10 protein-coding genes and 1 pseudogene are annotated in these 15147 nt (G+C 67.1%); 3 read left to right on the forward strand and 8 right to left on the reverse strand.

The window, feature by feature from the left end:
• The first annotated feature begins 2 nt into the window (after nt 1-2).
• Complete coding sequence (locus BMX37_RS08725; RefSeq protein ID WP_093665326.1) at nt 3-686, forward strand: response regulator transcription factor; 684 nt, start codon at nt 3-5, stop codon at nt 684-686.
• A gap of 63 nt (nt 687-749) precedes the next feature.
• Here the strand turns inward: BMX37_RS08725 and BMX37_RS08730 are convergent, their stop codons facing one another.
• Nucleotides 750-1793, reverse strand: coding sequence for a family 43 glycosylhydrolase (locus BMX37_RS08730; RefSeq protein WP_093665327.1), 1044 nt, complete (start codon nt 1791-1793; stop codon nt 750-752).
• A gap of 118 nt (nt 1794-1911) precedes the next feature.
• Nucleotides 1912-4803, reverse strand: coding sequence for a TonB-dependent receptor (locus BMX37_RS08735; protein WP_170841901.1), 2892 nt, complete (start codon nt 4801-4803; stop codon nt 1912-1914).
• Between the two features lie 315 nt (nt 4804-5118).
• On the opposite strand from BMX37_RS08735, the gene BMX37_RS08740 reads away from it, so the two are divergent.
• Together BMX37_RS08740 and BMX37_RS08745 are read left to right on the forward strand one after the other, a co-directional pair.
• Complete coding sequence (locus tag BMX37_RS08740; RefSeq protein ID WP_093665403.1) at nt 5119-6255, forward strand: aldose epimerase family protein; 1137 nt, start codon at nt 5119-5121, stop codon at nt 6253-6255.
• Nucleotides 6256-6272: 17 nt separating this feature from the next.
• A complete protein-coding gene (locus BMX37_RS08745) occupies nt 6273-7451 on the forward strand; it encodes a glycoside hydrolase 5 family protein (protein WP_093665329.1) in 1179 nt (392 codons plus the stop codon).
• A 45-nt stretch (nt 7452-7496) separates the two neighbouring features.
• Here BMX37_RS08745 and BMX37_RS08750 read toward each other — a convergent pair whose 3' ends face one another.
• The 6 genes and pseudogenes from BMX37_RS08750 to BMX37_RS08775 all read right to left on the reverse strand — a co-directional run bounded on the left by BMX37_RS08750 (nt 7497) and on the right by BMX37_RS08775 (nt 14995).
• Nucleotides 7497-8534 carry a glycoside hydrolase family 43 protein gene (locus tag BMX37_RS08750; RefSeq protein ID WP_093665330.1) on the reverse strand — a complete coding sequence of 346 codons (1038 nt, stop codon included), beginning with the start codon at nt 8532-8534 and terminating at the stop codon, nt 7497-7499.
• 103 nt (nt 8535-8637) lie between these two features.
• Nucleotides 8638-9666: pseudogene (locus BMX37_RS08755) on the reverse strand (glycoside hydrolase family 43 protein); the annotation flags it as partial.
• Between the two features lie 11 nt (nt 9667-9677).
• Complete coding sequence (locus BMX37_RS08760; RefSeq protein ID WP_093665332.1) at nt 9678-10715, reverse strand: arabinan endo-1,5-alpha-L-arabinosidase; 1038 nt, start codon at nt 10713-10715, stop codon at nt 9678-9680.
• A 343-nt stretch (nt 10716-11058) separates the two neighbouring features.
• The gene (araD1, locus tag BMX37_RS08765; protein ID WP_093665333.1) at nt 11059-12036 is read right to left on the reverse strand and encodes an AraD1 family protein; all 978 of its coding nucleotides are present in this window, start codon (nt 12034-12036) and stop codon (nt 11059-11061) included.
• An 11-nt stretch (nt 12037-12047) separates the two neighbouring features.
• A complete protein-coding gene (locus tag BMX37_RS08770; protein WP_093665334.1) occupies nt 12048-13631 on the reverse strand; it encodes an aldehyde dehydrogenase (NADP(+)) in 1584 nt (527 codons plus the stop codon).
• A gap of 32 nt (nt 13632-13663) precedes the next feature.
• Complete coding sequence (locus tag BMX37_RS08775) at nt 13664-14995, reverse strand: sugar MFS transporter (RefSeq protein WP_425288447.1); 1332 nt, start codon at nt 14993-14995, stop codon at nt 13664-13666.
• Between the last annotated feature and the right edge of the window lie 152 nt (nt 14996-15147).

Here is a 15147-nt window from a genome sequence, read left to right on the forward strand (position 1 = left end):
CCATGTCCGCCAAGATTCTTGTGGTCGATGACGATGCCGCCATCCGCCGCCTGCTGCGCAACACGCTGGTCCAGGCCGGCTATGCGGTGGTGGAGGCAGCGGACGGCAAGGGTGCCCTGCGCCAATATGCGGCCGAGCATCCGGACGGCGTGCTGCTCGATCTGGGGCTGCCCGACCGCGATGGGCTGGGGCTCGTTCCGCTGTTGCGGAAGGACGGTGATGCGGTCGTTCTGGTCGTGTCCGCGCGCGACGCCGTGGACGAGAAGGTCGCCGCGCTGGATCTGGGCGCCGACGATTTCGTCACCAAGCCGTTCGACACCGACGAACTGCTCGCCCGGCTCCGCGTCGCGCTGAGGCACAAGGGCGGTGGAGGAACCGCACCGAAACTGGTGCAGCGCGGGGACCTGCGCATCGATCTCGACCGGCGCACCGTGTTTCGCGGCAATGAGGAACTGCACCTGACCCGCAAGGAACATGACGTTCTGGCGATGCTGGCGCGGCATGTCGGCCGGGTCGTCACCCACGACCGCATCCTGGCCGCATGCTGGGGCGGGGAGGAGGCGCGCATCGAATATCTGCGGATCGTCATCCGCAACCTGCGCCAGAAGCTGGAACATCCGGGTCCGGTGGGCAGCGTCATCGCCAACGAACTGGGGGTGGGTTACCGGCTGCGCCCTGACGCCTGAGCGGGGCTGCCGCTCAGTCGACGCTGCCTTCTGACGATGCGTGTTGCCGCAGTGGCCGTGCCGTCACGCCCCCGGTGATTGGGCGTGGGGACTTCCGCCGCTGCGGCCTGATCCGGACGATTGGTGGCTGCGCACCGGCAGGGTGGGAGAGGCGTTCCCGTCGCTCATGTGGATCGGAAGGATGCGGCCGTCGGCGGTGTAGCGGATCCGGTCGATCGCGATCTGCCGCTCCCCCTGGTACGGGCCGGCGCCGGGGCCGCGTTCCCAGCGGTGATAGACGATCAGCCATTGGCCCGACGGCGTCTGCACGAAGCTGTGATGGCCCGGCCCCTGATGATGCGCGTCGCCCGTCAGGATCGCCCCGCGATAGGTCCAGGGACCCGTCGGCGATGGCGCGGTGGCGTAATGCACCGAATAGCTCGGTCCGTTGAACACGCCGTGGCTGTACGACAGATAGTAGAGCTTGCCCCGCTTGTGCATGAACGACCCCTCGGTGAACTGGGGCGGAGTCGCCACCTTCACCTCGCGGGCGATGTGGATCATGTCGGGCTTCAGTTCCCAGACGCGCAACGTCGCGCCCGCGCTGCCGCCGGCGTACAGATACGCCTTGCCGCTCGACGGATCGACAAACACCATCGGGTCGATCGCCTCGAACCCGTTGCCGCCGGTCACCAGCGGAACGCCGCTGTCGCGATACGGGCCCTCCGGCCGGTCGGCGACGGCCACGCCGATGCGGCTGGGCGTCGGGTTCTGCGGCCCGACGGAATAATAAAGGAACCACTTGCCGTTGCGGGTCGCGACGCCGGGCGCCCACAGGAAATGCTCGGGTGCGCCATCATCCTTGATCCAGCCGATCTGGTCGCGACGGATCAGTTCACCCCGGCTTTTCCAGGTCTTCAGGTCGCGGGACGAGAACGCGCCGAAACGATCCGCCGCCCAGCTGCCGCCCGGGCCGCCGGTCGGAAAAACCCACAACTCGCCATTGACGAACATCGCATGGGGATCGGCGCCCTGGAACTGCGGATTGCGGGCCAGCACGCCGCTGCCGAGGCCGATGCCGGTCGCGGCAGCGATCGCCGCACAGAATGTGATCAGATGGCGCTTCATGCCGGTACCTGCTGGCTGGCGGGAGAGAACACCGGACCGATGCCACGCATCGGCCCGGCACTGTCGGGATGAAGGGCGGCGCCGATTGCCCGGAGCCTGACGCCGCCCTGCCCGAGGGTCAGAAGCGGAACCGCACGCCGAGCGAGTAGCTGCGCTCGATATAGAACACCTGGCGGCGATAGACGTCGCCGGTGTTGTACGCACGGTCGCGCTTGATCGGATTGCCCAGGATGTTCGCCACGTCGAACGCCAGCGTGATGTTCGGCACCGGCGTCACCGACAGCGATCCGTCCAGCTGGCCACGCCCCTGTTCCATGGTCGGGTGCGCGATCGGGTCGAACGTCTCGAACGAGTAATAGGACACGAACTTCGACCGGTAGTTATAGGCCAGACGTCCCGAGAATTGCGGCCTCTCGTACAGGCCCACCAGGTTGTACGACCACCTGGACACGCCGGGAAAGCGCTGTTGCTCGTTGTTGTACGACTGCGCGAAATTGTCCTGAAGGTCGCCCTTGGCATCGATGAAGGTGCCGTTCGCCTGGACGCCGAAGCCCTTCACCCATTCCGGCAATCCGTCGAAATCGAGGAAACTGGTGAACTGCATCTCGGCACCTTGCAGGCGCGTGTTGCCGAGATTGACCGGCCGATCGATGGCGACCAGGCCATAGGTCGGATCGCGGTACACGGTGTTCACCGTCGACAGGAAACCCTTCACGTCGTGACGGAACACGGCAGCGGAGAAGAAGCCCGTTTTCGAGAAATAATACTCCATGCTGAGGTCGTAGTTGTTCGACGTCAGCGGCTTCAGGTTCGGGTTTCCCTGTGAGCCGCCGCGGGCGCAGTTACGGCTATTGTAGGTCGTGCTGGTGGGATCCAGGCAAGGGTTGCCCTCAGTAAACGTTGGCGGCGTGCCGACCGTGAGGTTCGGGCGAAGGTCGATGAAGTTCGGCCGCGTCCGCGTCTTGGTATAGGCGAGCCGCATCTGCAGCTTGTCGGTGAATGCCACCCGCGCGCTAGCGTTGGGCAGATAGTCCGTATACTCGTTGCCAGCCTTGTCCGGCGAGAAGGTGTAGATGGGGTTCTCGGCCGCATCGGTGCCGATCTGCTGGCGCGAGACGCCGTTGATGACGGTCTTGGTCTTGACTGCACGCAAACCTGCGAGCCCATCAACCGTGATGTTCCCAAGGTCGAAGCCATATTTCAGCTGACCATAGACGGCGTAGGACTTCTCGTTTGCACGAAATCGCTGAGACTGATCGAACGGAACCGTGCCGGCCGGCACCTTGAAGAAGGACCGCAGCGCCGGAAGGTTGTCGCGGATGCTGTCGCGGGTCATCGCCGCATAGGCGATGTTCGGCTGTGCGTCGTCGAACGTGAAGCCGGGCAGGGTCACGCGGACGTCAGAGCCCGGCAAGGAGCTCAGCGGGATGCCGAGCGACTCGAAGGTCACATCCGGTCGGCGTGAGAAGAAGTTGTTGTACAGGTTTCCGAAATCGCGGGCCGCGTCGCGGTCGTTGTAGCGCAGGCCGACCTGCAACCGCTTCAGAAAGCCCATATCGAGATCGTAGGACAGGTCGGTGCGTGCCTGCCAATCCTTGCCGCTGACCTCCAGCAGTTCCTGGTACAATCCGCGCGCGATGAAGTTGGCGGGATCACCCAGGCTGAAGTTGACGAATTCCTGGCTCGGGCCGCCATTCTTGGACGCGTCGAAATTGACGTTGCGCACCGGAGAACTCGCGGCCGCATAGTCGACGTTGACCAGATTGGCGGTGTATTTGCTGTTCGTGTAGGCGACGTCCGCCGATATCTCCAGGCGGTCCTTCTTCCAGTTCACGCCGCCGCCGCCCTGATAGGTGTCGGTCTTGCCGTTGAACGAGCCGGTATAGCCATCCGGACGCACCGAACCGCTGACCGTCGCGCTGGAAATCTGGTTGCTGCCGGGGAAGGTCGTGACGTTGGTCAGCGTGATGTCGCCGAAGATCGGCATGAACATCCAGCGATTGTAATCCTTTGACCGGAAGCCCTGGTACAGACCGTCCGCGTAGATCTCCAGCTCCGGCGTCGGCTTCCACTGGAATGCCGCGTTCGCGGACGGGCGATAGCGGGCGCCATAGCCGAGGAAATTGCCCTGCGCGTCGGGGAAGCGCAGCCCGGCCGGCTGACCCGGCGCGCGGTTCGAAACGGTGCCGTCGCTATTCTGAACGTTGGTGCTGGCGATCACCACCGACTGTTCGCGGGATGAATCGAGGAAGTTGATGCCGACATAGCTGGCGTTCACCAGCAGGCCCATTTCGCCGATGCCGGTGTTCCAGCGGTCGCTGATGAGCAGGTTGCCGTTGGGCACGATCTTTTCGGACTGTTGCGACAGCACGCCGTTCAGCGAACCCGATAGCTCGAAGCCCTGGAAGTCGAACGGGCGGCGTCCGCGCACGTTGACTTCGCCCGCGATGCCGCCCTCGATCTGGTTGGCGAGGCCCGACTTGTACACCTCCAGCGCCTGCACGGTGCCGGCGGGGAAGTCCTGGATCTGGACGTAGCGACCCTCTGCGGTGAAGATCTGGCGCCCGTTATAAGTGGTGGTCAGGTCGGGCAGGCCGCGCACCGTGACGCCCGCCGACTCGCCGCCGCCGCGCGTCACGTTGACGCCGGCCACGCGCTGCAAGGCCGAGGAGGCGAAGGTGTCGGGCAGCTTGCCGATATCCTCGGCAACGACGGCGTCGACGATCCCGTCGGACAGCCGCTTGATATTCTGTGCCGAGGCCAGGCTGCGGCGCAGGCCGGTGACGACGACGTCGCCGCTGTCGGTCGGGGTGCTGTCCTGGGAAGAGGCGTCAACCGCCGCGGGGTTCGCGCTCTGATCGCTGGGGGCGTCCGGCTTCGGCGCTTCCTGCGCGGTGGCGGGATCAGGTGCGGTAGCTGGTGCCGTCTGCGCGCTTGCGGTCATCGGCACAATGCCGGCCAGTCCCACGATCGACGAAACCGACACGCACAGCAGCGATTTCCAGCTCATTTCCCTCTCCCCAAACGAAATTTCCGCTGATCTCATCGGTCAGCCTGACGTGCTGATACGTCTGGCCGCGGAGCACGGCAAGTGATTTGTATGATATAAATGATTGTGGATTTACGGCGATTGTAGGATCAAGGGTACGACGCGACGCGAGGGGACTTTCCGGTCCGGTCGCAAGGGGGCGTTGCAATGGTCGCGCTGGCGGGCATGGTAGCGCTGCCGGGCCCGTGGCGCGGCGATGAGATCAAGGGGCGAGCGGCGCGGGTTGCCGTCCGGACACAAGAACAGGCCCGCACCCGCGGGCGACGAGGAGAGAGAATGATGCGGAACCTGATCGCGGCCTGCCTGCTGTCATCGGTCGTCGCCAGCCCGGCGCTGGCCGCCGATGCGAAGCGCTCCACCTTTGGCGCGATGCCGGACGGCCGCCCTGTCGCCGCCGTGACGCTGAGCAACGGCAAGGGCGTGTCGACCACGATCATCGCGCTGGGTGCGTCGTTGCAGGCGCTGACCATGCCCGACCGCGACGGCAAGAGCGACGATGTGCAGATCGGCTACGACTCGATCGACGGATATCTGACCAAGCCGGAATTCTTCGGCGCCACCGTGGGCCGTGTCGCGAACCGCATCGCGAAGGGGCGCTTCACCCTGGACGGCAAGACCTATTCGACCCCGGTCAACAATGGCCCCAACTCGTTGCACGGCGGCACCAAGGGGTTCGACAAGGTGTTGTGGGAAGTGACGCAGGTGAAGAGCGGGCCGACCGCCTCCGTCACCCTGCGCTATGTCAGCCCGGATGGCGACATGGGCTATCCCGGTACGCTGACTACCTATGCGACCTATTCGCTGGATGAGCAGAACCGGCTGATCATTGATTACCGGGCGACCACGGACCGGCCGACGGTCGTGAACCTGTCGAACCACGCATATTGGAACCTGGCCGGCGTCGGGAACCCGTGCGGTGCGATGGGCCATGTGCTGACCATCCCGGCGGAGCGTTACACCCCCACCGACGCGACCTCGATCCCGTTGGGACAGCATGCCAGCGTGGCGGGCACCGTGTTCGATTTCCGCAATCCCACGGTGATCGGCGACCGGGTGCGCGATGCGCGCGATCCGCAGATCCTGTATGGCCGTGGGTACGATCATAACTGGGTGATCGGCGATCGCGTCACGTCCGACCAGCACCTGATGGCCCGCGTCGTGGAGCCGGTGTCGGGTCGCGGGTTCGAGCTGTGGTCGAACCAGCCGGGTCTGCAATTCTACTCGGGCAACTTCTTCGATGGCACCATTAAGGGGAAGAAGGGGCAGATCTATCGCATGGGTGACGCCATCGTGATGGAGCCGCAGCTGTTCCCCGATGCGCCGAACCAGCCCAGCTTTCCATCGGTGCGGCTGGCACCGGGCCAGACCTATCGCAACACGATGACCTACAGGCTCTTCGTCGAGAAGCGCTGACGAACCGGGAGGAAAGAATGAAGCTGATTTTCGCAACCGCCGCGGCGTTCATCGCGCTCACGGCGGGGAGCGCCGACGCACGCGCGCGCTGGACCGAGGCGCAGGCCAATGCCTGGTATGCGCGCCAGCCCTGGCTGGTCGGCTCCAACTATGCGCCCGCCACCGCCATCAACCAGCTGGAGATGTGGCAGGCGGAGACATGGGACCCCAAGCGGATCGATTACGAACTGGGCCTGGCGCAGGGCATAGGCATGAACACCATGCGCGTGTTCCTGCACGACCAATTGTGGACGCAGGACCCGGAGGGGTTCAAGCGTCGCATCGCCGAGTTCCTGACCATCGCGCAGCGCCATGGCATCAAGCCGCTGTTCGTGTTGTTCGACAGCTGCTGGGACCCGAACCCGAAGCTGGGGCCGCAGCATCCACCAATCCCGGGCGTCCACAATTCCGGTTGGGTGCAGTCGCCCGGCATGGCGGGCCTGCGCGACCGTGCCGGCTGGCCGAAGTACAAGGCTTATGTGCAGGGCGTGATCGGGGCGTTCAAGGATGACGATCGCATCCTGGGATGGGACCTGTGGAACGAGCCGGACAACGGCGCCGACCAGTACAAGGGACAGGAAGGCAAGGAGCCGCTGGTCCGCGCAATGCTGGCGCAGGTGTTCGACTGGGCACGCGATGCCGATCCCGGTCAGCCGCTGACATCGGGCGTTTGGCTGGGCGACGACTGGACGCCGGGTGGGAAGTCGTCGCCGATGGAAAAGCTGCAGCTGGCCCAGTCGGACGTGGTGACGTTCCACGATTACAACTGGCCGGAGACCTTTGAGCGGCGCATCCGTCAGCTGCTGCCCTATAATCGGCCGGTGATCTGCACCGAATATATGGCGCGCGGCAACGGTTCGACGTTCGACGGGTCGCTGCCGATCGGGAAGCGCTACGATGTCGGCATGATGAACTGGGGCTTTGTCGATGGCCGGACCCAGACGCGCCTGCCCTGGGACAGCTGGCAGAAGCCCTATGTGCTGAGCGAGCCGACCATCTGGTTCCATGAGGTGTTTCGCAACGACGGCACGCCGTACCGGGCATCGGAAACCGACCTGATCCGCCGGCTGGCCGCCGCGCCGAAGGGCGTGGTGCCCGCAACGGCGACGGCGACGGCGACGATGCCGGAGCCGGCAAGGCGATCCCGCCGCCGCTGACCCGCGTCCCCCGTTTGCCGTCGCGCAAACGGGGACGTTCCTGTTTCAGGGTAGAGGTGCCTCCACTCGCTGGCCCGCTCGCGCCGGGACCGGAAAGATAGGCGTTCCGTCGCTTGCCCAGCGCATCCGCTGCACGCGGGGGGAGCGCTTTGCCCCGCAACCCACCCCCGCACCCTGATTGGCGTGATAGGCGATCCAGGTTTCACGACCCCCGTTGGCGGTGAAGAACGCGTTGTGGCCGGGCGCGTAGACGTCGTTCCCCGGCACCTTTGCCAGCACAGGCCGCGGCGCCTTGGTCCAGTTCGCCGGGATCATCGAGTCCGCGCCCGGCCTCAGCCGCAACAGGCCCAGCGCATAATCGTCCGACCAGCACGCGCTGGCCGAATAGGCGAGGAACAGGTCGCCCTTCGGCCCCGCCAGGAACTCCGGCCCTTCCAGGATCTGGCGGCCACCCTGTCGCTCCCATGGCTGATCGGGACGGGCGATGGTGACGGCGGGTGTGGCAAGCGTCCAGGGGTTGGCGAGCGGCGCGATCATCAGCACGCTGTCGGGACCGTCATAGGCCGAATAGGCGAACCACCGCCGCCCCCGCGCCTCGAACACCGTGCCGTCGATCCCCGGCAGTGCCGTGTCGACCCGGCCCCGGTCCACCCAGCGCCCGGTCAACGGGTCGGCGGCGTCATTCTCCAGCACGAACACGCCGCGATGGGCGTCGTCGTCATGCCCGGCGGCGGCGGCCGTGAAGTACATGAACCACTTGCCGTCGAAGCGGTGCAGTTCCGGCGCCCAGATGGAGATGGCGTGATCCCCCGTCGCCGCCGGTCGCCAGACCACCACCTCCTCGGCCTCGGCCAGTTTGCCCAGGTCGCGGGTACGGCGGATGGCGAGGCGGTCGCCGCGCGTCGCGGTGAAATAGAACCAGCCGTCATGCGTCAGGATGAACGGGTCGGGGCCGGACGGCAGGATCGGATTGGTGAGCGTCGGTCGCGCGCTGTCGTGCTTCTGCGGCGCATGGGCGGCGTTCGAGATCGGTGCGGCGACAAAGGCGGCCGTGAGCGACATGAGCGCGAGGGTGTTTCGCATGAACGATGCCTTTCGGTGGGATGCGGTGGGCGGGTCGGGAGCGCTGGCATCCCGCACACCCGTGCCGCCTATCGCGGCAGGCTGATCCGCCGTGCCGTCAGGCGAGCGGACCGTTGGCGACGGGCGGGTTGAACACCGGCACCCCGGCGGGCGTGTAGCGGATCGGCTGAACGCGCGTGTGGCGGTTGGGATCGAACAGCGGGTCGCCCTGGATCTGTTCATAGTCGCGGGCGTGAAAGACCAGCATGTCGCGGCCCTGTTCATCCGTGGTGAAGCTGTTGTGGCCGGGCCCGAAGATCTTGTGCTCGCGCGAGGTCGTCATGACCGGCACCGGCGACTTGCTCCACGCCGCCGGGTCCATGATGTCGGCATCCGCCCGCGCGGTGAGCATGCCCAGGCAGTACCGCGCATCGGTGGCGCTGGCCGAATAGGTCAGGAACAGCCGGCCATGCCGGGCGAGCAGCGCGGGCGCCTCGTTCACCTTGAACCCGCGCGTTTCCCATTCCAGCGTCGGCACCGACAGGCGCGCCGGCTTGGCGGCCAGCGTCAGCGGCGTGGCGAGCGGCGCCAGGTACAGGTTCGAGTTGGTGTCGATTCCCGGTTCCCGCTGCGCCCAGCTGAGATAGCGGGTGCCGCGGTGAACGAAGCTGGTCGAATCAAGCGTGAAGCTGTCCCACGGCGTCTGCAGCTGGCCGAGCACCGACCACGGCCCCGTCATCGGGTCCGGCCCGTCGCACCGGATCGCATAGGTGCGGATGCGGAACACATCCTCGCCACCACCGCTTGGGCCCGCCGCGAAGTACATGATCCAGCGCCCGTCGATCAGGTGCAGCTCGGGCGCCCAGATGAACCCCGACATCGGCCCACTCGGCAGGTGGCGCCACAACACCTTTTCCGTGGCGCTCGACAGGCCGGCCAGCGTGCGCGAGCGGCGCAGCACCAGCCGGTCGTACTCGGGGACGGAGCCGGTCATGTAGTACCAGCCGTCGCTGTGCCGGAACACCTGCGCATCGGCGCGTTGACGCACCAGCGGGTTGATGATGCGGGGCGCGGGCACACGCCGCGCGATGGCCGGCGACACGCCCAGCGCGGCGGCCCCGGCCAGAAACAGACGGCGTGATGGATCGCCCATGGCTTCCTCCCTTATTGCCCCTCGGCGGTCGGCCAGCCGTCCGTTCCCCAACGCAGCGGCACGATGCGCAGCGTCGGGGCGCCGTTGGTGTCCCGGTCATAGGCGTGATAGACGACGTAATCGGTGCCGTCGGTGTCGCGGACATGGCCGGGATGACCCGGACCGCGAAACCGCTGCTTCTCCTGCAGGTCGGCGCGCAGCAGGATCGTGCCGCCGCCCGCCAGCATGGAGCTGCCGTCCCGTCCCCGATACGGCCCCTCGATGCTCTTCGACCGGCCGATCACGGTGTAATAGGTGCTGTTCACGCCCTTGCAGCAATAATCATAGGACGCGAGCAGCCAGTACCAGCCGCCATGCGCGAAGAGGAATGGCGCCTCCACGATGGAAGGCGCGCCGGCCGGCACCGGCCGCGATGCGAGCGCGCGCGGCTTTTCGCCCGGATGCAGCAGCTTTCCCGTTGCCGGATCGAGCGCGAACAGCTTCAGCCCCGTCCAGAAGCTGCCGAGCGCCAGCCAGTGGCGACCCTGTGCATCGGCGAAGAAGGCGGGATCGATCGCGTTATAGTCGTCGCCGGGCGCGGAGGTGACCACCAGCCCCTCGTCGCGCCAGCCATAGCCCGGTGCCGCCGGATCAAGCGTCGGGCTGGTCGCCAGCCCGACCGCCGATCGGTTCGAGCCGAAGGTGGAGACGGCATAATAAAGCCGGTATCGGCCGGCCACGAAACTGATGTCCGGCGCCCACATGTTGGTGGCGCCTGGGATGAGGCGGGTGGCCCAGTCCGGCAGCCGCTCAAAGGGTGCGGTGCCCCTCTGCCAATGCACCAGATCGTTGGAGACGCGCGCCGACAGGATGGCCTGACCGCCCGTGCCGATGCCGGTCGAGAAGACGTGGTACGTGCCGCCTTCGCGGATGATGACGGGGTCGTGGACCGGGCGGATGTCGCCGGTCAGCCGCGCGTTCAGCGATGCTGGCGTCGGTTCCTGCTGGGGCGGCGGCGGGCCGGCCGCCACCGACAGCGCCATCGCGATCAGGAGGGCTACTCGCTTCATCGCGGCCTCGCCGACATGGCGGCGCGGGGTGGTCGGCAGGTGGTCACGACGAGGTTCCGCAAGAGTGTATGCCAAGGGAGAATGCCAGTGTCGGGTGCGTGCGCGGCGGCGTACGCCGCGACCCGGATGGAAAAGGCGCATGGCCGGCCAACCGGCATCCTGGTGGAACTGATGCCTTCTCACGTCCCCCCACCTCATCCGAGCCGGGGGACGACACAGAGACGGCGCAAGCCTCCGCGGACCTGAGGACCTCGAGCCGGACGGGGGCAGGCCAGCACCTGCCGCCATCCGGCGTTCCGACGCGCTGTCGCAGACCCGCCTCAAGCCCCATGAGCGTGTCGGATCAAAGCGTCCGCACGGTCACGTCGGTCGCCTGCTCGGCACCGATCGGATTGCTCACCGGCAGCGTGAACGGGGCCGCCGCAATCTCGAACACATCCCCTTGCTGCGTGCGCACATCGTCGCTGAACGACAGGGTGGCGGTGCCGAAGAAGTGGACGTGGACGTCGCCCGGCCGGCGGAACGCGGCATATTTGAAGTGATGATGTTCCAGGTTGGCGACGCTATGCGACATGTTCGCCTCTCCCGACACGAACGGCTTTTCCCAGATCGTCTCGCCGTCGCGCACGATGCGGCTGGTCCCCTCGACATGGGGCGGCAGGTCACCGAGCAGCAGTTCGGGGCCGAGCGCGGCGGGCCGCAGCTTGGAATGGGCGAGCCACAGGTAATTGCCCCGCTCCGTCACATGGTCCGAGAACTCGTTGGCCAGCGCGTAGCCCAGGCGCACCGGCGCACCGTCCTGGTCGATCAGGTAGATGCCCGCGATCTCCGGCTCCTCACCGGCGTCCAGGGCGAAGGCGGGGGAGGGGATCGGGGCGCCCGGCGCGACCAGCGATGCGCCGTCGCCCTTGTAGAACCATTCCGGCTGGACGCCGGCGCCGCTCTCCGGCTTGCCGCCCTCCACGCCCATCAGGAACATCTTCATGGAATCGGTCTGCTGGGCGGCGTCGCTCATCGCGCGGTGCATCTTGTCGCGCCCTTCGGCGGAGCCGAGATGGGTCAGGCCGGTGCCGGTGAGCAGCAGGTGCGCCGGGTCCTCATGATCGATCGGCGCGAGCAGTTCGACGGCCGTCAGGTCCACCGTGTCGCCACCTTGACCCGCGAGCGCGGCCAGCGTGGTGCCCTCCGCCAGCGCGCGCTGGGCGAGCGCCAGGGTCGACGTGGCGCCCGCGATCACGGTCGCCTGTCCGTCGCGCAGCACCGCCACCCCGCGCGTGCCGTCGACCGCGCGGAATTGGACCAGGGATTGGTAGGAGGTCATGCGATCGGTCCTCAGGCGAGCTGCATGGTGCCGTCGACGCGACGGGCGACCTTGCACGGATTGTCGTTGCGCAGCGCCGTCGGCAGCAGCCGGTCGGGCAGGTTCTGGTAGCAGACCGGGCGCAGGAACCGCTGGATGGCGAGTGTGCCGACCGAGGTCGTGCGCGTGTCGCTGGTCGCGGGGAACGGGCCGCCATGCACCATGGCATGGCTGACCTCGACGCCGGTCGGCCAGCCGTTCGCCAGGATGCGCCCCGCCTTTTCGGCGAGTAACGGGATCAGCGGAGCGACCAGCGGCTCGTCCTCCTCGTCGAACAACAAGGTAGCGGTCAGCTGGCCCTCCAGCCCGCTTACCAGCGATGCGACCGCGTCAATGTCCGGCGCGCGCACGATGATGGAGGACGAACCGAACACCTCATGGCTGAGCGCCGCGTCCGCCGCGAAGGCATCGGCGTCGGCGGTGAAGATGGCCCCGCTGGCCTGGTTGATGCCGTCGCCCACCGGACCCTTGGCCAGCGTTTCGACCGCCGCATGTCCCTCCAGCGCGGTGACGCCGGTCTGGAAGGCGTTGTGGATGCCGGGAGTCAGCATGTGCTGGTTCGGCGCCTTCGCCAGCGCTTCGACCGCCGCACCCTCGAACGCGGCGAGGTCGCTGTTCGCCAGCGCGATGACCAGTCCGGGATTGGTGCAGAACTGCCCCGCCCCCTGCGTCAGCGACGCGACAAAGGCGGTTCCCAGTGCTGCGCCACGTGCCTGCGCGGCGGCGGGGAACAGGATCACGGGGTTGATGCTAGACATTTCAGCGAAGACGGGGATCGGCTCCGGCCGGGCATTGGCGATCTTGACCAGCGCCAGCCCGCCGCCGCGCGATCCGGTGAACCCGACCGACTTGATGCGCGGATCGGCCACCAGCGCGCCGCCCAGCGCGTTCGTCGTGCCGGGCAGGTAGGAGAAGACGCCCGCCGGCAACCCGCTGTCCGCCACCGCCTGGCGGATGATGCGCGCGACGATCTCGCCCGTGCCGGGATGCGCCGGATGCCCCTTCACCACCACCGGGCAACCGGCGGCCAGCGCGGACGCGGTGTCACCGCCCGCGACGGAAAAGGCCAAGGGGAAGTTGGACGCGCCGAATACCGCGACCGGGCCGACGCCCATGTTGACGCGGCGCAGGTCGGGGCGGGGCAGGGGCTGGCGGTCCGGCATCGCGGGGTCGATGGTCACGTCCATCCAGCCGCCTTCACGCACCACGATGGCGAACAGGCGCAGCTGACCCACGGTGCGGCCGCGCTCACCTTCCAGCCGCGCACGCGGCAGGCCCGTCTCGCTCATCGCGCGATCGATCAGCTCTTCGCCGGTCGCCGCGATCGCATCCGCGATCCGCTCCAGGAACGCCGCGCGATCCTCCGGCGGCAGGTCGCGGAATGCGGGAAAGGCCGCGGCGGCGAGCGCGCAGGCATCGGCCACGTCGTGCGCGTCCGCCTCTGCGAAACGCGGGCTCAGCGCCTTGCCCGATGACGGGTCGACCGCCTCGAAGCCGTTGCCGCTGCCTTGGCGCTCTTCCGCGCCCACGAGGATCGCGCCGGTGATCGATGACATGATGATGGTCCTTGGAAAATATGCGCTGTGCGTCAGGAGAAAACGTCGGTGGTCCGTTCCGGTGTCACCGGCTCACCGCCTGTCACGACCGGTTTGGCCCCCCACAGCGCGTAGAACAAGACGTAGAGTTCGCACGCCGCGGTCAGCAGGAACGACGTCTGCAGGCCGTACGCGTCGGCCAGCTTGCCCTGCACCGCGACCAGGGCACCGCCCGCGATCGCCATGATGAGCAGCCCCGAGCCTTCTTCGGTCAACGGACCCAGGCCGCGGATGCCCAGTGTGAAGATTGTCGGGAACATGATCGAGTGGAACAGGCCGACCAGGATCAGCGACCACATCGCGACCGGGCCGTGCGCGAACACGGTGATCGTCATGACCACGAACGCACCGATCGAGAACGCGGCCAGCACGGTTTCCGCACGCACCCGCTGCATCAGCGCGGACCCGACGAAGCGGCCGACCATCATGCCGCCCCACAACAGGGTCAGATAGCGGCCGGCGGCCTCCGTGGTCATGTTGCCGATGTCGGGGCGGCTGATGAAGTTCACGAACAGATTGCCGACGCCGATCTCCGCGATCAGGTAGATGAAGATCGCGGGGATGCCGAACACCAGGTTGCGGTGCCGCCACAGCGAATGGTTGCGGCGTTCCTCCTTGGCGACGCGGCTGGTCGCCTGGCCCATGGCGGGCAGCGGAAAACGCGCGATCACCACCGCCAGCACGACCAGCACGCCCGCGACCAGCAGATAGGGCAGCACCACCGAATGCGCGTCCGCCAGCCGCTCCGCCGGGGTCAGCACCACGTCGTTGCCGGCCGTGCCGCCCTTCGACCGGCCAAGGATCAGATAGGCGCCGAACAGGGGGGCGAGCATCGTGCCGGCCGAGTTCATCGCCTGTACCAGGTTGAGCCGCGACGAGGCGGTCTCCGGCGGGCCGACGACCGCTACATAGGGATTGGCCGCGACCTGGAGCAGCGTGATACCGCTGGCGATCACGAACAGCATGGCCAGCGTGACGCCGTACGACGGTATGCTGGCGGCCAGCGTCATGCCCAGCGCGCCCGCCGCCATGATCAGCAGGCCGGTGACGAGCGACCGTTGATAGCCGATCCGCTCGATCAGCTTGGCCGAGGGGATGGAGGCGAAGAAATACGCGATGAACCAGACGCTCTCGATCAGCGCGGCCTGGAAATAGCTCAGCTCGAACACGCTGCGCAGGTGGGGCAGCAGCGTGCCGTTGATGACGGTGATGAAGCCCCACATGAAAAACAGGCTGGCGAGCAGTTGCAGCGCCGATCGGTATCCTGTTCCCCCTTGCGGCCGTGGCGCGGGCGTCATGTCGGCCGCGGTCGGTACTGCCGGCATGCCGGTCCTCCCCTTTGAATGTCGTTCTGTTCCGATTTGTAAGACTTAGCCGAAGCTGGCGGGGCGTCAACGCCGCGCGCCCACCGCCCGCGCCTTTTGTGAAAGGCGGGTGCGGCGCATTGCCGCCACCGGGATCATCGAGGCACCCTCTG

Source organism: Sphingomonas gellani (assembly GCF_900110035.1).
Lineage (GTDB): Bacteria > Pseudomonadota > Alphaproteobacteria > Sphingomonadales > Sphingomonadaceae > Sphingomonas > Sphingomonas gellani.